The sequence below is a fragment of the Marinifaba aquimaris genome, from assembly GCF_013328345.1.
GTDB classification, from domain to species: Bacteria; Pseudomonadota; Gammaproteobacteria; order Enterobacterales; family Alteromonadaceae; genus Marinifaba; species Marinifaba aquimaris.
Genome location: NZ_JABULX010000039.1, coordinates 1 through 19,204, shown reverse-complemented (window position 1 = coordinate 19,204; position 19,204 = coordinate 1). Strand labels below are relative to the sequence as shown.

The window sequence follows — 19,204 nt, the reverse complement described above, 5'->3', positions numbered from 1 at the left end:
CTTCGTCTTTGCTGGCTAGTGACAAATGTCATAGTTGAAACTGATGACAGATGTGACTGACTGATTTGGCTATAAAAAAATAGACTGTGTGCAACTTGAGTAACACTTGCCAAACGGAGAACGCATCATGTTATCTTGGACTTACAACGCTAACTTATTACTTCATATACTTGCTGGTACCATCGCTTTATTAGTACTTGCAGTGCCTTACCTTACTCGTAAGGGCAATAAAAATCATCGTAAATTTGGCTCGATTTTCATTAAAGCTATGATGACGGTCGGTTGGACGGGTATTGCGATGGCATTGATGATTATTTTTGTACCTGAAAATACGTTTTTTCCTAATGGTTTACCTAGTGATATCAATGCTGATGCTTGGGCTAAGGAGAACGTGAACCAAGGCCTTTTTTTGTTGAGTATTGCTGCGATTGTATTAGTGGCAGTCCGTTATAGTGTAAAAGTACTCGCTGCTGGACAAGATAGAGTGGGTTTAAAATCTCCTCGTTACTTGTTGGAATTAGCCATGCCGGGTATTACAGGCTTAATGGTATTAAATATTGGTCTGCAAACAGGTGAAGCATTATATATAGCTTTTGCATTTATTGGTTTGTTCTTATCTTTAGGTTATATCAAGTTTGTTATGAAGTCAGAAGTATTGGTTAATGAGCATATTATCGAACACTTTTCAGCGATCTCTGGTGCCAGTATTGCTGCTGTCACTGCCTTTGCTGTTACAGGTGCTGAGCGTTTACTCGATATTGATAGCTTCACAGGTCAATGGAGAATGGTGTTTTGGTTAGGCCCTAGTGTTATCGGTACCATGTTAGTGACATTTGGTCATCACAAATTCAGAAGGCAATTTGGGGTGAAAAAGCGCGCCACTGCCAAACAAGTGCTGGCATAAAAACTCAAGCCGCCAAGCGTAATTGGCGGCTTAATTTCACTGTCATTAAGGTGCTTGTACTTCAAACGTTAATGAATAGCCATGGTATAAGTTGTTGTAATCAAAGCCTTCTACCATTTCATCAATTTTAGCTTCCAAATGATAGCGCCCAGCCATTGGCCAGTTAAATGTTGCCATGCCTTGTTCGTCAGTTGTTACGATCACTTCTGCTTGGCTGTCGCGATAACGCGTACCTTCACCAACGGCAACAATCTTGATACCTTTTGCTGGTTTACCATCCATCAGTAGCTTTAACTCGCTAGGTTCATCGCTATAAAATTCATTGGGGTGAGTAATAAAATCGACCTCTAAACCAACACCTGAAGGCTTTAATTCAGATGGCGCACCTAATGTAATAAAGGTTTCTACTCGTGATGTGCCTTTTGTTAGATATACATCGGTTGCATTAGCAGGAATAGCCGCTTTTAATCGCTGTAATTCACCTCGGTCTTTTATTGGAGCTTCTTGTCCCGGTAACTTGTACCAAAGAAAATAACTCACACCACCTACATCGGCAATGCGGTATGTACCTTGTTCATCAATATCAAAAGCCATCATACCGCGTCGGTACGACATAAAGCGGTAATCCATTCGTTTTACTTCTCCTGAAGGTGCGATCAGTTTTACTTCATCTAATGGCATGGCTTTATCGAAGTAGAAAATATTATTCGATGCACTGTAATCAGCAACGACGGTTTCCGCATCACTGAGTGTAAAGTCGTTGGGTAAAATCCAGCGTTTGTGCGCAAGCGCCGCTGAGCTCAATAATAAGCTTGTGATAACAAGTAAGCTTTTGGTTAATAATGGCTTCATTTGATTATTCCTTTTCTGACTGACTGTCTTTAATTTTGTGCGATGGTAAATCTAACTTGGCCTAGCTCGGTCTTACCTTGTTTTTCAACACTGACCGTTTCGCCATTCCAACTGAAAGGGATTTTGATGTATTCACGTCCACCCACTTCGCGTACTGATTCAAAGTTGATGGTGTAGTCACCTGCTGGTAAATCGATGCTTTGGCTGACAGTGTGTTGACCAGGTTTGCGTGTTGCTCCAGATACGCCATCAACAGGTAATTTCAAGCTTTTACCACCTCGACGCCACCAGCTGCGTAAATCACGATGCCACTTCTCTTGCTCTAGCCACAGTGTGATTTGTGCAACTTGTTTGCGTTTTTTATTCTCGATCCAAATCGCGACATAGGGTCGGTGGTATTCAGCTACATTGAGCTTGGGAATTGTTATTTGTGCTGTTACTTTTGCTGCATAGCTCACAGGCAAAAATAGAAGTAGGGCCAAGCCCAATAGTATATTTTTCATAGTCTTCCTTTAAGGTACGAGTGTCCAATAGATAATGAGAGGGAGTAAGGTGCCTGCGATCACTAATGGCCAAGTGGATGTTCGCTGTCTGGCGTGTTTGTAAAGAATGATCAACCCGGTTACTGCAAATAACAGGCAAATGACGGCGGTAATATCAATGAGCCATTGCCATGCTAAGCCACTGTGTCGGCCTTTGTGCAGATCGTTAATCAGTGCAATAAAACCATCAGAGGTCTTTTCATAAGTCAGTAAGCCTGTTTCTACATCTAATATCACAGTGGCGTAACCACCAGGCCTTTGAAAGTCGAGGATCCACTCATACTCATCGTGTTCGATGTTACGCGGTATGGGTAAAGACCATTTTTGATCAATTGCTATCGTTAAATGATTTAACTGCCCCTGCTCTTCAAGCTGATGAAAATCACGTAACCAATTTTCACTCATCTCAATTTCTTCAACCTGTGTTTGGCTATCGGCTTCAAAAAAACTTGGGTGATTGAGCGTGATCCCTGTAATGGAGAAGAAAATCAGCGTGGCTAAACCAAAAGCTGAGCTCATCCAATGAATAGTTCGATTTAACTTTAAAAAGGCGGCGGTCATTTGCGTAAATTACTGAATTAGAGCGTTATTCTGGGTTGCCCTAACAGGCAAACAGGATAGTTTATCTGGTTAATTTGTGGCGAAATTATACCTTTTTAAATGGTAGTGTAAATGATATTGATTATCAGTTGTTATTTGTTGGTCGCAACAATAGTGTTTAAAAGGCAATAAAAAAGCCGTGCTAGTTGAGCAACTAGCACGGCTTTTAACATTAATTAATCGCTGAGTTTAGCTGGATACTTTGTTTAAAAAGTTCGCAGCAAATTCACGTAAATCAGGGAAGGCATCAGCATCTAAAATGTTGGCTAGCTGGTTAAGGCGTTGTGCTAGCTCTAACTCATCTTTACCGTTGATGTTTAAATGACCCATTTTACGTCCAGCGCGTTTTTCTTTGTCGTACCAGTGGATTGCTAAGCTAGGCAATGCTAACGCTTCATTAGGGACAGAGTCTTCACCTAAAATATTAACCATAGCTGTTGGTCGAACCATAGCAGTGCTACCTAACGGCAAGCCACAAACTGCGCGCAAGTGGTTTTCAAATTGGCAAGTATCAGCACCTTGCTGTGTCCAGTGACCAGAGTTGTGAACGCGAGGAGCGATTTCATTGACTAAGAGTTGATCGCCCACTTGGAAAAACTCGATTGCTAATACACCAACATAGTTTAATTTGTTGGTGATTTTATCGAATACTTCAGCCGCTTGCGCTTGTAGCTCTTGACGTGATTCAACCGCAACCGACACACTTAAAATACCACCTGCGTGGTGATTTTCTGTTAATGGATAAACGGCTGTTTGGCCGTCGCGACCTCGCACGCCTACTAAAGAGACTTCGCGATCAAACGGAACCATTTGCTCAGCAACAACCCCTTGCGGTACAGATGATTTACTCTGTGCGATAAAGTCTTCAATGTCGGCCCAAATGTCATCGGCTTGCGCCGCGTCTTTTAAGCGCCACTGACCTTTTCCGTCGTAACCTTCTAATGCACTTTTGAAGATAATAGGTAAATCTAAAGTCGCAATGGCTTGGTCGAAATCAGCTTTTGATTCAATGATTTTATGTTTTGCATTAGCTACGCCACACTCTTCGAGTAAGGCTTTTTCTAAGCGGCGATCACCACCTGTTTTAATCGCTGTGCTGGTTGGCAAAAGCTTTCCAGACGCTTCACAAATAGCTAATGTATCGTGTTGCACATGTTCAAATTCAGCAGTGATCACATCCGCTTCTTTGATGCCGTTTTCTAGGTCACCATAAACATGAATGGGTGCAACAGGGTGCACAACTTGATTGGTTCTTACATCGAACGCTTTGACATCAAGATTTAACGGCGAACCGGCTAAATCCATCATCCGGGCAAGTTGGCCTGCGCCAAGAACTAATACTTTTTTCATTGATTAAACTGTCTCTAAACTAAACCGCTTATTCAGCTGGGTTTGGGTTAGCTAAAATTGTTTCTGTTTGAGTTGCGCGGAAAGCTTCAACTGCTTGCATTACTGCTTCGTCGTGCGTACCTAAAATTTGCGCTGCTAATAAGCCTGCGTTTGCCGCACCTGCTGTACCGATAGCTAATGTACCTACAGCAATACCTTTCGGCATTTGCACAATTGATAATAAAGAATCTTGGCCACTTAGTGCCTTTGATTGCACTGGTACACCTAATACAGGCAAGCTTGTGTAAGCGGCAGTCATACCAGGTAAGTGAGCGGCACCACCAGCGCCTGCGATAATGACTTTAATACCGCGATCTTTAGCCGATTCTGCATATTCAGCTAATAGGTGAGGAGTACGGTGAGCTGAAACAACTTTTGTTTCGTAAGCTACATTGAATTGATCTAACATCTCTGCTGCGTGCTGCATGGTAGGCCAATCTGATTTTGACCCCATGATGATACCAACTTTCATTAATAACGCCTTTTTATAAAACACCATTATCACCGCCGGACAATGGCAAAATTTAAAGTTTAATCAGCAATTATAACCCGCTTATATGAAATACGGAATCGCGGTTACAATTTTTTGCGCTCGACTGATTTGACAAATACGCAAGATACGATAAAAATACTGTATATGTAAACAGTGTTTGTTGTGTGGTTATGAAAGTTATCCCTATTTATGTTGAAGCAGGTATTACCGGTTTTGAGTCGCCCGCTGCTGAATATAAAGAGTTAGGCTTGTCGTTAGAGCAGTTGTTGGTGGCTCATCCTAACGCTACGTTTATTGGTCTAGCAAAAGGTCAGTCGATGCAAGGTGTCGGTATTTTTGATGGTGATATTTTATTGGTCGATCGCGCTGAAAGTGTCAAAGATGGCGATGTCATAGTGGCTAATTTTAATGGTTGTTTTGTTTGTAAGATCTTAGACAAAAAAGGCCATCGATTACTTTCTGCATCAGAAAACTTCCCCGCAGTGAATGTTATCGCCGAAGATACATTTCAGTTAGAAGGGGTGGTGAGTCGTTCTATTCGTTTACATAGGCCTGCGGCTGAGCTTGTGGCATGTATGCATTAGTTGATGCCGTTGCTTTTTATGCCAGTGCTGAAAAAGTCTTTGATCCGAGTATTCGCGATAAACCCGTTGTTGTTTTAACTAATAATGATGGCTGTATTTGCGCGGTTTGTCCTATTGCGCGCAAGCTCAATATTCCTAAATTTCAGCCTTATTTCAAAGTTCGAGATTATTTGGCTAAACACAATGTTGTGATTCGCTCATCTAACTATGAGCTGTATGCTGACTTAAGCGAGCGCATGATGAATATTGTCGGGCGCTTTGCCGATAACCAACATATTTATTCGATTGACGAGTCTTTTTTACACTTTCAAAACTATCAGCTACTCATTAAAAACTGGTCAGATTACGGCTTGCAAATTCGCCAAGCGGTATGGCGAGAATTGAAATTACCCGTTGGGGTTGGATTTGGCCCAACGCCTACCTTAGCTAAAGCCGCTAACCACGCAGCTAAAAAATTACCTGGGTTTAACGGGGTCGCGGCTATTCACAATGATCGAGATAGTCAAGCGATTTTGCAGCAAATGGCGTTGCAAGATGTTTGGGGGGTAGGTAGTCGGTTAGCTAAAAAACTACAACTAATGGGAATGAAAAGTGCGGCTGATCTTGCTAAACAAGATGCCAAAATGATCAAAAAACAGTTCAGTGTGGTACTTGCCCGCACCGTACAAGAGTTGCAAGGCACTAGCTGCCTATCTTGGGATGCGGTAAGAGAAAATAAAAAAGAAATTTATTCTACGCGCAGTTTTGGCCAACGAGTGATGCACTTTGCTATTTTGGTTGAGGCCTTGGTCAATCATGCTGTTATTGTTGCGCGCAAGCTTCGCAAGCAAGGTTCGGTCGCTAAACGCATCTTAGTCTTTGCGGCGAGTTCTAGGCATGAAGATAACTACTATAAAAAGCAGCTTATTTACGATTTTTCAGTGCCTACGGCCGACTCTCGTATTTTAGCGCAACAAGTCAGTGTGATGGCGGTTCAGCTTTTTCGCACGAATACGCGTTTTTATAAGGTAGGTGTGGGTGCCATTGAACTTGCCCCCACAGCGAATATGCAACTGAGTTTATTTAGTCAAAACCAAGATAAACCAGAGTTGATGAAATGTTTAGATGCAATTAACCAGCGTTACGGCCAAGATACGCTAAAGTTGGTGAGCCAAGGTCAGCATCAAGTATGGAATATGAAAAGGCACTTTTTATCGCCACGCTATACAACACATTGGCAGGATATCCCTAAGATCCTTTGTGATTAACTATAAAAAAATCAGCTATTAGCCGTTTCTACGGTTTGCTAAAATTGCTGCCATATTAGATGTAGTTAAAGCAAAGAGAGTAGATAAATGAGCCAAGTTGAGCACGCTAAAACAGCTGCAGAAGCATTTTTGCAAGGTGGCGTTATTGCTTATCCGACCGAGGCCGTATTTGGTTTGGGGTGTGATCCGGACAATCAAGCAGCAGTGGAAAAAATCTTAGCCATTAAAAATCGCCCTGTGGAAAAAGGCTTAATTTTATTGGCGGGCGACTACTCACAACTCTTACCCTATATTGATGAAGCTGCGATCCCAGAGCAAAAAAGAGAAGAAATGTTAGCGCGTTGGCCCGATGGAATTACCCATGTTGTACCTGCTAATCGCGATACTGCAAAATTCTTAACGGGGCAATTTGATACGATTGCTGTGCGTATCACGAGCCAGCAAGATGTTGTCGACTTATGTCAGGCTACAGGTAAACCTGTTGTTTCGACGAGTTGTAACTATTCGGGTGAAGAACCAGCCAGAACTTGGCAGCAAGCAGAACAAGATGTAGGTGATGCCGTTGATTTTATCATTAAAGGTAAAACCTTAGGGTATACTCAACCATCTCAAATTATTGATGCATTAACAGGGGAAGTGTTCCGCGCATGAGTGCAATTGAACCGGTAATCGACTTTTTAAAACAACTACAAGATGATATCTGTACGGCTTTAGAACAAGCTGATGGCCAAGCGCAGTTTGTTGAAGACAACTGGCAGCGCAAAGAAGGTGGTGGTGGCCGCACACGCGTATTGACCGATGGTAATGTCATTGAGCAAGGTGGCGTAAACTTCTCTTATGTTTCGGGTAATCAACTTCCACCTTCTGCAACTGCACATCGCCCTGAACTTGCAGGACGAACTTGGCAAGCGTGCGGTGTGTCTTTAGTGATCCATCCCAAAAACCCACATATCCCAACATCACATGCCAATGTACGCTTTTTTGTTGCTGAAAAAGAAGGTGAAGAGCCTGTTTGGTGGTTTGGTGGTGGTTTTGATTTAACACCTTTCTATCCGGTTAAAGAAGATGTTTTACATTGGCACCAGGTTGCCAAAGATTTATGTCAGCCATTTGGTGAAAACGTTTATAACGAACATAAAAAGTGGTGTGATGATTATTTCTTCTTGAAGCATCGCAATGAAACACGTGGTGTAGGCGGTTTATTTTTTGATGACTTAAACCAATGGGACTATCAAACGTGTTTTGATTACATCAAAGCCGTGGGATATGGCTTTATTGATGCGTATGTACCAATTATGAATAAACGCAAAGACACGCCTGTTACTGAGCAGCAAAGACAATTCCAGCTATACCGTCGTGGTCGCTATGTCGAGTTTAATTTGGTATTTGACCGAGGCACCTTATTTGGGCTGCAATCGGGTGGACGAACTGAGTCTATTTTAATGTCGATGCCACCGCTTGCGCGTTGGGAGTACAACTTTACGCCCGAGCCAGGTTCGGCTGAAGCTGTACTGTATGATGATTACCTCAAACCGAGAGACTGGTCAGCAGAGCTCAACTAATCACTGTGATATCTGGGTTTTAACAAATCGGTTAAAGCCCACTGATATATTCGTACTTCTTCTCTTCACCCTATCTATTTATTAGCAAAAATCTCAATAGCGTCTAAATTCAGTTAACTCACCTCGTAAAAGGATTGATTATGAAATTACTGAAGACGTCTGTTCCTGCCATTATCAGTATTTGTTTATTAGCAAGCTGTAGTGAGCAACCTGTGCCAGCTAGCGAATGCGATAAAGTGGTTGCACATATTAAAGCGGTGTTGAAAGACAAAGCACCAAGTAGCAGTAAGTTATCAGCAGAATGTAAAGCAGCAACTGATGAGCAACGAGGTTGTGTGATGGGGGCTGATAAACCAATGAAAATATTACAGTGTATGTAGATAAATTAGGCTTGGCATAGCACTTTGCTAGTCAAATAAATGCGTCAGTGACGCTTTATCAAAGGGTACTGACGCGTTTATCTATTTTATAACACGACTAACAGGACGATTGCATAGCGCAAGCCTTTACCTATTGTTACCAATAGCGCAAATAGCCAAAAGTTACAGCGCAAGATGCCCGCAATGAAAGTGAGTGGGTCGCCGACAATAGGTAACCACGCAAATAATAAGCTCCAAATTCCATAGCGCTCAAATTGTTGATGGGCTTTCTCGAGTTGTTTAGGTTTAACTGGAAACCAAGCTTTGTGTTGAAAGCGTAATACTTGAGTGCCTAACCAATAATTGACAAAAGCGCCCAGTGAGTTCCCTGATGTCGCTGCGAGCCAAAGTAAAAATGGGTTCAGTCCCTTGTCGACTAATATGCCTAAATGGACTTCAGAAAACGCGGGTAACAAGGTAGCTGCAATAAAAGCGGATGCAAAAAGGGATAGGTAGAGCAGCATGATAAACCCAGTTAAAATAGCGTGATGTAAGTGCTGCTGATTTTACCCCATCACTTTTAATCTACCAATCTGTTCAAACAAAGTAATGGCCTAAGCTATCTAAATTACCAGCGGCATCAGCATCTAATGCCGCTTGTCGTTCTTGCTCTGTCAATATACCGACAAAAGGGGTAACGCGTCGCCATTTTCGCATCGTTGGTGAGTCTTCACATAGGCCAAAGATAAACGTCTCTTTATTAACGCGCTCAGCCTGCAAGTTTTCTAGTAAAGACAGCCAGTGCAAGTATGCACCATAACGAATTTTACCTAACTCATAGCGTTCTTCTAATTTGTCCCTAACCTGCATCGCAAGTACTGGTTGTTGCCAAATTTTCTCGGCAATGGCTCTGTGGATAGCAATGATTTGACGATCGATATTCTCATCTAAAATACTGCCTTTTTTAACGCGATAATTACGTTGGCGTTTTGGTCTTGCTGAAAACATGTATTGAAGGGCGACTCAGTATGGAAAAAAGAAGATATTTTATTGTACGTTACCTATTAAAAATGAGCTTAATTGTAAAGCAAAGATAAATCCAGTTAGGCCAAATATGGCATTGTGCGCAACTTCAGCTGCGCACATCTAATGGTTTAAAACAGGTATTAATTAGTTTTAAATTGTTTTAATTTCTCTAATAAATTGGTGGTTGTTTCTTGTAGCTCTTTACCTGCTCGGCTAGCTTCGTCCATTAAGCTAGTTGTACTATTGGCAAAATCTTTGGTGCTAACTAAATTTTGCGATATATCTTCTAAAGCCACGGACTGTTGAGATGTCGAATCAGCGATTTGTATCGATTGTTCTTGAATCCCTGTTACTTGCTCCGTTAATGACGTTAGCTTTTCATAAAGAGATTGAGCATTTTCAACACTTTGCTCCGCTTGAGCACGGTTTTCGGCCATGACGTCAAATACTTGTTTAGTATTATTGCGAACATTGTCGATTAATGTTTGTATGTTTGATGTTGAATCTTGCGTTTGGCGAGCTAATGTTCTGACTTCATCTGCTACGACAGCAAAGCCTCTGCCATGCTCACCTGCTCTTGCAGCTTCAATTGCAGCATTTAAAGCAAGTAAATTAGTCTGATCCGCAATATTGCCTATAACATCGAGCACCTCACCAATGCGATCTGAACTGGTATGCAGTTCTTCTACAAGTGCCTCACTAGCACGAACATTGTTGGCAAGCGCATTGATTTGCTGATCAGCTTGTGTAACAAGGCTCATACCTTCAACTACTTGCTCTTTTGCATTAATGGTGGATTGTGATGAGTTATTGGCATTACTCGATATTTCATTAACGGCTTGCGATAGTTCTGTTGTTGCCGTCGCTATCATGTCTAATTCTATGTTTTGATTTTGAGCCGCTTGGTCTGCCAGTTGCAATTTATCTTGCATGGTTTGACTTGAGTCATAAACGTGATTAGAGACGACTAAACTGTCTTTGACAATATTGTGGACATTTACAACAAATTGATTAAACAGCTTGGCGAGCACCCCTATTTCATCTTCATTCTTAACTGATAATCTTAAGGTGAGATCGCCATCACCATTGACAATTTGTTCCATCGCTTGGCCAATCTCTTTGAGTGGTTTTAAATTAACTCTTATCAGGTAAATTAAAATCATAGCAACGGCTGATACTAGACCTAATGTGATAAACACTAAAATCAAAGTTGTTTGCTTGATGGGCTCTTCAACGAGTTGTTTGGGGTACATTATTGCTAATCGCCACTGCATTTTTGGAGTACTGAGTTCCACAGGTGCAACAACAACAAGTTGCTCTTTATCTTGCCAAATAAGTTGATGATAGCTAACTTGAGTTGATGAATTTTTTAGCTGGTTGAAACCTTTGTTACCCGAGATATTTTCAAGATCAGATAATCTTTTACGTCTACTATTAATTTTTGTTTGAGGTGGGAGCGTAATTAGCTCTCCGGAGCTTTGAAATAAAAAGGCATGTCCATTTCCTTCGTATTTAGCATTATTTGTGATGTAGTCTTGAATGCTCTTTAATTTTAGATCAACTCCAGCAATGGCTATTTGTTGCTGGTCTTTGTTTAATACAGGCATTGTTATAGCCGCAGAGACAACACGCGTTCTGGAATCTTCGAAAGGTTCGTTCACCACAGGCTTTCCAGCATCAATGGTCTTCTTCCACCATGGCACTTCTTCAATTGGACTAACCATTACTTTTTGAGGAATACGCCCATTTTCGTCCCAGTATTCTCTTGTTTGCATTGGTGCGTAAAATAAGCTGGTTAAATCAGTTTCTGTATTCACCACATGTTGCAAGTATTTATTAACATTTTGGTAAGGCGTTTGCTCAAGTGGCTCCCACATGTTTTCTCTTGAGCTTATCCATTTTTGTAGAGTCGGAGTTTCAAATGTGGTTTTGAGTATGTAATAGCGATTAGATAGTAATTGCTTAATGTTGTTTGCTTCATCACTGGCTACTTTAGAGATAGCTGATTGTATTTTTGCTTCATTTTCAGCTGCACTTTTGTCGATAAAAAATATAGATAAGCCCACTAGAATAAGAGAAATGATTCCACAAATACTCAGAACGAGCTTTGAAGTAAGAGAAAGGTTAGAGTAATTCATCAGGTCGATTTATTTTTGTCTTACGAAATTAAAAAATAAGCAGTGAATTATAAAAGTTTCTTATTGAATATGATGAAGTAAAAAGTAACAACTTTTGACTGGTGGTAAAAATAATAGCAATAACAGTTACTTATCATTTTTATTAATTACATTAGCCAATCTGATTCGCAATAGACTAAGTGAGGTTTAGCTTCATCGGCTAGTACACCTGTGATTGGTGTGTCTTGGCCAGTCAAGCGAGCTTGATAATAACTGAGCTTGTCTGCTTGTTCTGTTTGCCAAAGCTCAGGTGAATAGGTTTTAAAGTCGGTTAATACTGATACTGCTTTATCGGTTTGCTCGGCTTGGTAATAAGCTCTTGCTAAATAGTTAGCTTGCAGTGCCGTTTCAATTGGCTTTTCTCCGAGCTTTATAACGGTTTGATAGTCTTTTTGCTGTAGGTGAATATACATCAGTGAATAACGGGCATAGTTTGCAGTAACAGGTAATGCCAAACGTTCAGCTTGCTGCTCTGCACGCATTAAATGTGCGATAGCGAGCTCATTTTGTCCAAGGTCGGCATAAATCCAACCTAAAAATACTAAGCTACTGGTTTGCATCACTTTGTCTTGAGTGACTTGGTTAAACTGCTCAAGCAATGTTTTAGCTTGTGCCAATTTGGCTTTATCTTGGCTGTGTTTGCCTAATTGGCGTTGCTCTAAACCTTGATCCATTAACGCAAACGCATCATAAAAGTCGAGCATATCTAAGGTGGGTTGAGCGTTTAGCGCTGTTGCGATTTGTCGAGCTTGGCTAAAAAACGCAGCTGCTTTTAGCCCTTGATGCAGTTGCAGTTGATAAAATCCGGCATAAATATAACTTTGCGCCAATTCAAATGGCATATTGAGCTGCTGATACTGCTCAATGGCAGCATTGAGTGCCCTTTCTCTTTCCGGTAAATCAAATTTGTAGTTTTGCGCAATCGCTAACTCTGTAGCAGCCACTTGCGCTTGGTGATCTAACTTTTGGTAATAGTTAAGTGCAGTTTGCAAGGCTCGTTTGTTTTGCGATAAGTCATTATTGGGTGACTTTTCCAAACCGGTATTGGTTGGGTGGCCTATGTAAAAGAAGCGATCAGCAGACTGGGCAAGGTCGTTATCAATTCTTAATAGGCTATCTGCTTTATTTAACCAATAACTGTGTTTATCCCAGTCCATATTCTGCCATGAGAGGTTAGCCTGTAATTTGTAGGCTCGCGCAATTTGCTTGTGATCATTCGCCGCTTCAGCTTTTTCAATGGCTTTAGCAATTGCTTTGTGGTGATCCGCATCACCACGTCGCCATGCAAGTTCTGCTTGGTAGTATTTGATAAAGGCCGCCAAGCTTGAGTCTTGTAGTTGACTCGATACAGGAATCGCTTGAAGTAACGTTTCGGCATCTCGCCATTTCCCTTGTTGATACAGGCTTTGTGCTAAAAATGCATTAACCCAAGCTTCATCTGTGATGGCAAGTGCTGCTCTAAAATAACGTTCTGCTTCAATGGGGCCACTTGTTCTAAGTGCTTGCATGCCTTGAGCAATGGCTTGGCCTGCAATTGGGTCTAGTGCTGGTAATGGGTTGGAGTGTTGTTCTTTTGGCTGCAGTGCAGATAAAACTTGCTGACTAATGACATGGGTATTAGCCACTAATGACTCATAAGTTAAGCTTGCTTGTTCGATTGTGCCATCGGCAAAAATTAATTGATAATCGAGTACCTGTTGTCCGTCGACTAACCTCACTGCGGCAAATAGCGCAACATCAAAATTTTGCTTTTTTAGTAGGCTCTGAATGTTAACCGGTAAGCTTGGCCAGTTGAGGTTGGATTGTAAGACTAACTGGCTGGCGGTGGCTGGAGGAATAATTTGCAAGGTATGGTTGGGAGAATGTGAAGTAGAAGTACTAGGTAAAGAGCTTTGTATATCGATAGCGAGCATATCGGCTAGCCCCAATTCTAACCAGCGCATATTGGGGTCTTGGGTTTGATTGATAAAAGGTAAAACCAGCAAGTGCTCTATTTCAGCTGTTGCCGTTTTTGTATCTGTGCTGACGGGCTTATCGGGTACGTCAGGCGCAGGTTGATTATCCGTATTCAAATTTAAGAAGAACCAAACAATAGCAACAAAGACGATGCCTATTGCTATATTAATACTGGTAATTTGATGTTTGTTTTGTGGTGACTCTTGGTCACTCTGTGCTTGGGTTTGTTCTAATTGCGCTTTGGCTTCAGCTGCTTCGGCACTTGCTACGGCATCAACTAAATCAAGCTGTACTTCTTTTTTCTGTGCGGGCAATGAGATATCACAAGGCTCAGCAATTCCAACAAATTGATAACCGCGTTGTGGGTATGTTTTGATGTAAATCGATGCTTTGGCGCTGTCTCCTAATGCCTTTCTCAACTCGCCGATACTTTGTGTTAGCGCCGCTTCTCGATAGTCATTAGCCCATAAGTTGTCCAGTAACTCATCTTTACTGACTACAGAGTCTGCGTGTTCAATTAAGTACTGTAGTAGCTCTGCAACCTTATGGCGTATTTTTACCTCTACCAATTCATCCTGTTCATTATGTGAAAACAAACAACCTTTTTCGGTATCAAAAACAAACTCATCAAATTGGTATTGGCTTATTGTCATGTCGATTTCTATTACGCCTAATGGACTTTCATTTTATTGGATAGCGAGGACAAAACTCAAATTGATTCATCTTATTCGGTCTTAAAATATTGGCTAAATCGCTTAAATACAGAGCAAAAAAGACAAATTTGAGAAAGATTTGAGCTAGATTTTATCCAAATTTGATATCAAATCTAAGCCACTCGTTATAACTGACTGCATATTGCCAATGAATGTTGGCAGCTCAGTTTTTAACTTTAAAGTGGAGAGCGATATGCGCTACATCAAACTATACAGCTTTATCATTATTTGCAGCTTGGTGCTGAGTCACCAACTACAAGCTAAAACATCTGAACAGTTTGCGTTTAAGGCAACAACGCTTGCCGGAGAACAGATAGACCTAAATGATTATTTGGGTAAACAAGCTGTGTATTTAAAATTTTGGGCGACATGGTGCCATTACTGCTTGGCTGAAATGCCACACTTGCAACATATAGATGATACTTATGGCGATGATATTAAAGTGATCGCCATTAATGTAGGTATCAGTGACTCGGTTGCCAATATTAATACGCTCTACAAAAAAGAAGGTTATCAAGTTGCCACTATCTTTGATGAACAAGGGCAGCTGACGCAACAATTTGGTGTTATTGGCACACCGCATCATATCCTTATCGACAAAACAGGCCAGATTAAATACCGCACTTATTTAGCAACAGATAAATTAGATGACCTGCTTAATCAACAAGCTACGCAACTTGCTTTCTCAGAAGGGGCATCAAATGAATAAACCATTCTTGATTATTATTCTATTGGCTCTTTTAGGTTATGTCACTGCATTTAGCTGGGCGCAAACTGAAAAAGATGTCGATACTCATACTTCATCAGCTGGGTTAACTTGGCCTGAATTGACAGGCATTGATGGCAAGCCAGTCGATATAGATAAGGATAAACTTCAGCATTTGATTATTTTTGATATTTGGTATGAATACTCTGGCAGTATCGATAGCCATATTAATTTTGTCAGCCGCTTACCCGATAGTTTTAAACAACAGAGTCAGCAAATTTGGTTACAACCTGAATTTAATGTGACAAAAGCGCAATTAGACGAATTTGTTAGTCACTATCCGATGACTAAACCTCTGGTATTAGACCGTCAATATACCCTAATGCGTCAACTCGGTGTGTGGCAGCAAGGGCTTCATTTAGTTATCGATAACGGCCAAGTGTTATTTAAAGGTGAGCAAGCTCAGTTAGAGACGTGGTTACAACAAAGGTATCCGGAACAAAAATTAGTAGGCATTGCGCTATCAAGTAACGTGAATAAAACGGATGTAATGACATCCAATGAACCAAAGCAGCTCAATGAACTCGATTTCACCTTACTAACAGGTCAAACTTTTAACTTAACTGAGCAATGGCAAACATTATCAAAGGACAAAACGATCAAATTGGTATTTATCGATAGCTTGTGTCCTATGCCGCAATTTCCCGATTGTGAAAACCAACTTGATAAACTCAATCAAATGGTGGCAACACAGCCTACTCAAGCATGGCTTGCGGTTGTGAATTCTTATTATGTTGATGAAAAACATGCTAAGGCCTTTGCTGAAAAATATCAGTTAACATTGCCTTTAGCGTTTGATTATCAAAATCAGCTATTTAAACACTTTGATGTTTTTGCTACGCCTTATCAAATAGAGTTAGATAGCCAAGGCAAGATTGTCAGCCGGGGTGATAGGTTGCACTAATCCAAGTTATAACTAGCAGCGATAACTCAGAGCAGCGGTTTTTGTTATAATCGCTGCTCTTTTATTGTTGTAGAGTATTCACGTGTTAGGTAATTTATTTAATCGCAAACCCAAGACCGCTTATCAAGCCATTGGCGGTGAGAAAGGAACCCTCCTCTTAGCTAATACTTTCTACGACATTATGCAAACAGACCCGTTTGCCAAAGAATTACTCGCTATTCATCCACAGCCTATGGATAAAATTCGCGAAAAGTTTTTCGAATTTTTATCGGGTTGGTTAGGTGGCCCAGGTTTATTTGAAGAAAAATACGGTCACCCTATGTTAAGAGCTCGTCATTTGCCATTTAAAGTAGACGACCAAATGATCGAGCAATGGCTTTACTGCATGAATAAAGCACTTGATCAAACGGTTAAACACGATGAAGCAAGAGAGGCGATACGCGAGCCAATCACTAAGTTAGCGCATCATATGAAAAATACTGATACTTGCCCTGTCTCGCATGGTTAATCACTAAGCTTTAGAGAAACAAAAGGAATTGAGTTTTAATGTTTAGACAAAAGTGGCATGACCATTTAAGGCAGACTTTGTTTTCGGTTGCCCTTTTTTTGATGTTTTTCGGCCCTATTGTGGTTATATTCGGCGAAAGCTATGTAATAGCAGAGCACATTATAGAGTGGATGTTTTTACCTTTATTAGCCTTCAGTATTTATATCGTGAGTGTCAGTTACAAGGTGGTTCGCTCTGAACACAACCCTTACGACAGTGACGCTTTTAGAAGCCAAACATCAAAATGGCTCTTCCCTGTGAAGGTCGCCTTTATCTGCTTTTTTTTGAATACAACGTTGCATTTTGGGTTTGGGTATTTACTACATCTATCATTAGCGTCAGCAACGACCGAAGTCACTTGGGTATTAGATAAATATCATACTAAGCAACTCGATAGATGCCTTAGACTTGAATCTTTTCAAGATGAATATGGTGTTTTGTGTAAGCGTCCATTACTTGAATGGAATGAGGTTCATATTGGGCAGAGAGTTGAAGTCAAATACAGCCACTCTTTCTTAGGCAAAAAGTTACTTTATGTCATTCCTTATTAGCTGACCTATGCAAGCTGACTTCTATTATGTTCACCATCAAGCAATTAGGTTAAAATTAGCCACATTAAAAAATAACGATTACAAGCTGGATTTTCCATGGATAAATACGCCGTTTTTGGTAACCCAATTAGCCACTCGAAATCACCACTCATTCACACTGAGTTTGCTAAGCAAACTGAGCAAGCTTTGCAATACACGGCGATTAAAGCTGAAATTGGCCAGTTTGCTGAGGCCGTTAATACCTTTGTCGCCGACGGTGGTAAAGGCTGTAATGTGACTGTGCCATTTAAAGAAGATGCTTTTAAAGTAGCTGACCACATTTCGGAACGAGCCCAACTTGCTGAAGCCGTCAATACATTAACCTTTAATGAAGATGGAACAATCAGCGCAGATAACACAGATGGTGCGGGTTTAGTAAATGATCTACAAAGTCATCAAGCACCACTGAATAAGCGAATATTACTCATAGGTGCTGGCGGTGCCGCTCGAGGTGTGATTAAACCTTTGTTAGATTGTCAGCCAGAGCAATTAGTCATTTTCAATAGAACGCATAGCAAAGCGCAAAACTTAGCTGAACATTTTGCTGATTATGGCAATATTACAGCAATGACAGAAAAAGAGTTGGAGCAAAGTACCGGGTTTGACGTTGTCATCAATTCAACATCGGCTAGCTTATCTGATGAGTTACCACCTGTACCGGCAACAATCTTCAGCCAAGGTGGATTTGCTTATGATATGGCTTATGGCAATAAACCAACTGTTTTTGTTGAATGGGCACTGAGTAATGGTTGTCAAACATCGTTAGATGGCTTAGGAATGTTAGTAGGGCAAGCGGCTGTCAGTTTTGAGATCTGGCGCGAAGTAAAACCAGAAACACAAACGGTTATCCAAGCGCTGCGCCAATCGTAACGTTAGAGTAAAAAGAACATGAACCAAGCCATCTTATTTAATGACGATTTAACTTTTGATAAAGAAGCGGATGCCTGGCGCCTTACTGGTATGGTGTCGGGTCAGATGGTGACGATCTATTTTCACTCTCCACAACTTAAACACCAGGCAAGTATCGATACTTGTACCAAGTATGATCTAGAAGAAGTTACTGAGCTTTGGCTAGAGGAAAATGAATTAGAAGGTGAAGAAATTCACCTTCACATATAAACACTATTGCAGTGAATCACTAGACCAAGTTTAGGCTTGGTCTGCTAAATCATCTAAGTATTCGTTTTTAGTTAATACATAATTATCAGCAGACTGCTTTAAGAATTGGATTTCTGCTGCAGTCAAAGGCCTAGCTTGCTTAGCTGGACTCCCTCTATATAGATAACCACTCTCTAAGACTTTGCCCGGTGAAACTAAAGCGCCTGCAGCAATCATGACATCATCTTGAATGACTGCACCATCTAAAATAATTGCCCCCATTCCCACTAATATACGATCACCTAAAGTGCAGCCGTGTAACATTGCTTTGTGACCAAGTGTTACATCGTTACCAATAACAAGTGGATAGCCATCAGGGTTAGATGAAGAAGAGCGGGTAACATGTAATACCGCCCCATCTTGAACATTAGTGCGATCGCCAATGGTAATTTTATTAACATCGCCTCGTGCAGCAACTAAAGGCCAAACACTTGAGTCACGACCAATTGTAATATCACCAACTAATATGCAGGCAGGATCAATATAACAGTCATCACCAATAGTAGGAGTAATACCTTGGTATTTACGTAGAGGGTTCATAGATAGGTTCCGATTAATAAAACAGGTTAGGTGGATAATAAACAATTAGCCTAACGATAAAAACAAAATACCGTTGTTTGAAATATGACAATAAAAAGAAAACTTATAAAAATAGAGTTTTTATAATCTAAGTGTATATAAGCTGCAAAAAGACATGATTTGAAACACCTTGTTAACATAAAAGGCCTTTATTTTAGAGGTTTCGCGCGATTTTTAGCCAAAAACAAAAAAGATCATATTTTTATTAAAAAACTTCAAAAAAAGCGTTGACGGGTGAAGTTAGATCTCTATAATG

22 protein-coding genes are annotated in these 19,204 nt (G+C 40.8%); 12 read left to right on the top strand and 10 right to left on the bottom strand.

Translation table 11 applies throughout. The features are described from left to right. The first annotated feature begins 127 nt into the window (after positions 1 to 127). Positions 128 to 904, top strand: a complete 777-nt coding sequence (locus HR060_RS17530) for a hypothetical protein (protein ID WP_174201584.1) — start codon at positions 128 to 130, stop codon at positions 902 to 904. A gap of 45 nt (positions 905 to 949) precedes the next feature. Here the strand turns inward: HR060_RS17530 and HR060_RS17525 are convergent, their stop codons facing one another. The 5 genes from HR060_RS17525 to purE form a co-directional block, all read right to left on the bottom strand. Continuing rightward, a complete protein-coding gene (locus HR060_RS17525) occupies positions 950 to 1,756 on the bottom strand; it encodes a DUF4198 domain-containing protein (RefSeq protein WP_174201583.1) in 807 nt (268 codons plus the stop codon). A 29-nt stretch (positions 1,757 to 1,785) separates the two neighbouring features. After that, positions 1,786 to 2,259: a DUF2271 domain-containing protein gene (locus HR060_RS17520; RefSeq protein WP_174201582.1), complete on the bottom strand. Its 474-nt coding sequence runs from the start codon at positions 2,257 to 2,259 to the stop codon at positions 1,786 to 1,788. A 9-nt stretch (positions 2,260 to 2,268) separates the two neighbouring features. Continuing rightward, positions 2,269 to 2,859, bottom strand: a complete 591-nt coding sequence (locus HR060_RS17515) for a PepSY-associated TM helix domain-containing protein (protein ID WP_174201581.1) — start codon at positions 2,857 to 2,859, stop codon at positions 2,269 to 2,271. A 228-nt stretch (positions 2,860 to 3,087) separates the two neighbouring features. Next, positions 3,088 to 4,248, bottom strand: a complete 1,161-nt coding sequence (locus HR060_RS17510; RefSeq protein WP_174201580.1) for a 5-(carboxyamino)imidazole ribonucleotide synthase — start codon at positions 4,246 to 4,248, stop codon at positions 3,088 to 3,090. 28 nt (positions 4,249 to 4,276) lie between these two features. Then, positions 4,277 to 4,759, bottom strand: a complete 483-nt coding sequence (purE, locus tag HR060_RS17505; RefSeq protein ID WP_174201579.1) for a 5-(carboxyamino)imidazole ribonucleotide mutase — start codon at positions 4,757 to 4,759, stop codon at positions 4,277 to 4,279. Between the two features lie 191 nt (positions 4,760 to 4,950). Here purE and HR060_RS17500 point away from each other — a divergent pair, with 191 nt between their 5' ends. The 5 genes from HR060_RS17500 to HR060_RS17480 all read left to right on the top strand — a co-directional run bounded on the left by HR060_RS17500 (position 4,951) and on the right by HR060_RS17480 (position 8,553). Next, on the top strand, positions 4,951 to 5,364 hold the full coding sequence (locus HR060_RS17500; protein ID WP_174201578.1) for a LexA family protein: 414 nt from the start codon (positions 4,951 to 4,953) through the stop codon (positions 5,362 to 5,364). Then, positions 5,352 to 6,611, top strand: coding sequence for a Y-family DNA polymerase (locus HR060_RS17495; protein ID WP_174201577.1), 1,260 nt, complete (start codon positions 5,352 to 5,354; stop codon positions 6,609 to 6,611). The genes HR060_RS17500 and HR060_RS17495 overlap by 13 nt, the downstream gene beginning before the upstream one ends. 87 nt (positions 6,612 to 6,698) lie before the next feature. Then, positions 6,699 to 7,262 (top strand): L-threonylcarbamoyladenylate synthase type 1 TsaC, encoded by a 564-nt coding sequence (gene tsaC, locus HR060_RS17490; protein WP_174201576.1) that lies wholly within the window; start codon positions 6,699 to 6,701, stop codon positions 7,260 to 7,262. Continuing rightward, complete coding sequence (gene hemF / locus HR060_RS17485) at positions 7,259 to 8,173, top strand: oxygen-dependent coproporphyrinogen oxidase (protein WP_174201575.1); 915 nt, start codon at positions 7,259 to 7,261, stop codon at positions 8,171 to 8,173. The genes tsaC and hemF overlap by 4 nt, the downstream gene beginning before the upstream one ends. Positions 8,174 to 8,313: 140 nt before the next feature. Beyond that, positions 8,314 to 8,553 (top strand): hypothetical protein, encoded by a 240-nt coding sequence (locus HR060_RS17480; protein WP_174201574.1) that lies wholly within the window; start codon positions 8,314 to 8,316, stop codon positions 8,551 to 8,553. An 86-nt stretch (positions 8,554 to 8,639) separates the two neighbouring features. Here the strand turns inward: HR060_RS17480 and HR060_RS17475 are convergent, their stop codons facing one another. The 4 genes from HR060_RS17475 to HR060_RS17460 all read right to left on the bottom strand — a co-directional run bounded on the left by HR060_RS17475 (position 8,640) and on the right by HR060_RS17460 (position 14,344). After that, the gene (locus HR060_RS17475; protein ID WP_174201598.1) at positions 8,640 to 9,053 is read right to left on the bottom strand and encodes a YqaA family protein; all 414 of its coding nucleotides are present in this window, start codon (positions 9,051 to 9,053) and stop codon (positions 8,640 to 8,642) included. Between the two features lie 76 nt (positions 9,054 to 9,129). Next, on the bottom strand, positions 9,130 to 9,540 hold the full coding sequence (locus HR060_RS17470) for a hypothetical protein (protein WP_174201573.1): 411 nt from the start codon (positions 9,538 to 9,540) through the stop codon (positions 9,130 to 9,132). 158 nt (positions 9,541 to 9,698) lie between these two features. Then, entirely contained in the window at positions 9,699 to 11,696 is a 1,998-nt protein-coding gene (locus HR060_RS17465; RefSeq protein ID WP_174201572.1) for a methyl-accepting chemotaxis protein, read from the bottom strand. Positions 11,697 to 11,842: 146 nt separating this feature from the next. Further along, positions 11,843 to 14,344 (bottom strand): winged helix-turn-helix domain-containing protein, encoded by a 2,502-nt coding sequence (locus tag HR060_RS17460; protein ID WP_174201571.1) that lies wholly within the window; start codon positions 14,342 to 14,344, stop codon positions 11,843 to 11,845. Positions 14,345 to 14,597: 253 nt separating this feature from the next. Here HR060_RS17460 and HR060_RS17455 point away from each other — a divergent pair, with 253 nt between their 5' ends. The 6 genes from HR060_RS17455 to HR060_RS17430 all read left to right on the top strand — a co-directional run bounded on the left by HR060_RS17455 (position 14,598) and on the right by HR060_RS17430 (position 18,330). After that, a complete protein-coding gene (locus HR060_RS17455) occupies positions 14,598 to 15,113 on the top strand; it encodes a TlpA disulfide reductase family protein (RefSeq protein ID WP_174201570.1) in 516 nt (171 codons plus the stop codon). Beyond that, the gene (locus HR060_RS17450) at positions 15,106 to 16,074 is read left to right on the top strand and encodes a peroxiredoxin family protein (RefSeq protein WP_174201569.1); all 969 of its coding nucleotides are present in this window, start codon (positions 15,106 to 15,108) and stop codon (positions 16,072 to 16,074) included. Before HR060_RS17455 ends, HR060_RS17450 begins: the two co-directional genes overlap by 8 nt. 82 nt (positions 16,075 to 16,156) lie before the next feature. Then, complete coding sequence (locus HR060_RS17445) at positions 16,157 to 16,582, top strand: group II truncated hemoglobin (RefSeq protein WP_343044271.1); 426 nt, start codon at positions 16,157 to 16,159, stop codon at positions 16,580 to 16,582. Between the two features lie 38 nt (positions 16,583 to 16,620). Next, a complete protein-coding gene (locus HR060_RS17440; protein ID WP_174201568.1) occupies positions 16,621 to 17,172 on the top strand; it encodes a hypothetical protein in 552 nt (183 codons plus the stop codon). A 96-nt stretch (positions 17,173 to 17,268) separates the two neighbouring features. Then, complete coding sequence (aroE, locus tag HR060_RS17435) at positions 17,269 to 18,081, top strand: shikimate dehydrogenase (protein WP_174201567.1); 813 nt, start codon at positions 17,269 to 17,271, stop codon at positions 18,079 to 18,081. An 18-nt stretch (positions 18,082 to 18,099) separates the two neighbouring features. Next, the gene (locus HR060_RS17430) at positions 18,100 to 18,330 is read left to right on the top strand and encodes a hypothetical protein (protein ID WP_174201566.1); all 231 of its coding nucleotides are present in this window, start codon (positions 18,100 to 18,102) and stop codon (positions 18,328 to 18,330) included. Between the two features lie 30 nt (positions 18,331 to 18,360). Here HR060_RS17430 and HR060_RS17425 read toward each other — a convergent pair whose 3' ends face one another. Then, positions 18,361 to 18,909, bottom strand: coding sequence for a gamma carbonic anhydrase family protein (locus HR060_RS17425; RefSeq protein ID WP_174201565.1), 549 nt, complete (start codon positions 18,907 to 18,909; stop codon positions 18,361 to 18,363). Positions 18,910 to 19,204 lie beyond the last annotated feature (295 nt).

Excerpts from the sequence above, each read along its gene's own strand:
- HR060_RS17530 (WP_174201584.1), top strand. The coding sequence starts at position 128 with ATGTTATCTTGGACTTACAACGCTAACTTATTACTTCATATACTTGCT.
- HR060_RS17525 (WP_174201583.1), bottom strand. The coding sequence starts at position 1,756 with ATGAAGCCATTATTAACCAAAAGCTTACTTGTTATCACAAGCTTATTA.
- HR060_RS17520 (WP_174201582.1), bottom strand. The coding sequence starts at position 2,259 with ATGAAAAATATACTATTGGGCTTGGCCCTACTTCTATTTTTGCCTGTG.
- HR060_RS17515 (WP_174201581.1), bottom strand. The coding sequence starts at position 2,859 with ATGACCGCCGCCTTTTTAAAGTTAAATCGAACTATTCATTGGATGAGC.
- HR060_RS17510 (WP_174201580.1), bottom strand. The coding sequence starts at position 4,248 with ATGAAAAAAGTATTAGTTCTTGGCGCAGGCCAACTTGCCCGGATGATG.
- purE (WP_174201579.1), bottom strand. The coding sequence starts at position 4,759 with ATGAAAGTTGGTATCATCATGGGGTCAAAATCAGATTGGCCTACCATG.
- HR060_RS17500 (WP_174201578.1), top strand. The coding sequence starts at position 4,951 with ATGAAAGTTATCCCTATTTATGTTGAAGCAGGTATTACCGGTTTTGAG.
- HR060_RS17495 (WP_174201577.1), top strand. The coding sequence starts at position 5,352 with ATGTATGCATTAGTTGATGCCGTTGCTTTTTATGCCAGTGCTGAAAAA.
- tsaC (WP_174201576.1), top strand. The coding sequence starts at position 6,699 with ATGAGCCAAGTTGAGCACGCTAAAACAGCTGCAGAAGCATTTTTGCAA.
- hemF (WP_174201575.1), top strand. The coding sequence starts at position 7,259 with ATGAGTGCAATTGAACCGGTAATCGACTTTTTAAAACAACTACAAGAT.
- HR060_RS17480 (WP_174201574.1), top strand. The coding sequence starts at position 8,314 with ATGAAATTACTGAAGACGTCTGTTCCTGCCATTATCAGTATTTGTTTA.
- HR060_RS17470 (WP_174201573.1), bottom strand. The coding sequence starts at position 9,540 with ATGTTTTCAGCAAGACCAAAACGCCAACGTAATTATCGCGTTAAAAAA.
- HR060_RS17465 (WP_174201572.1), bottom strand. The coding sequence starts at position 11,696 with ATGAATTACTCTAACCTTTCTCTTACTTCAAAGCTCGTTCTGAGTATT.
- HR060_RS17460 (WP_174201571.1), bottom strand. The coding sequence starts at position 14,344 with ATGACAATAAGCCAATACCAATTTGATGAGTTTGTTTTTGATACCGAA.
- HR060_RS17455 (WP_174201570.1), top strand. The coding sequence starts at position 14,598 with ATGCGCTACATCAAACTATACAGCTTTATCATTATTTGCAGCTTGGTG.
- HR060_RS17450 (WP_174201569.1), top strand. The coding sequence starts at position 15,106 with ATGAATAAACCATTCTTGATTATTATTCTATTGGCTCTTTTAGGTTAT.
- HR060_RS17440 (WP_174201568.1), top strand. The coding sequence starts at position 16,621 with ATGTTTAGACAAAAGTGGCATGACCATTTAAGGCAGACTTTGTTTTCG.
- aroE (WP_174201567.1), top strand. The coding sequence starts at position 17,269 with ATGGATAAATACGCCGTTTTTGGTAACCCAATTAGCCACTCGAAATCA.
- HR060_RS17430 (WP_174201566.1), top strand. The coding sequence starts at position 18,100 with ATGAACCAAGCCATCTTATTTAATGACGATTTAACTTTTGATAAAGAA.
- HR060_RS17425 (WP_174201565.1), bottom strand. The coding sequence starts at position 18,909 with ATGAACCCTCTACGTAAATACCAAGGTATTACTCCTACTATTGGTGAT.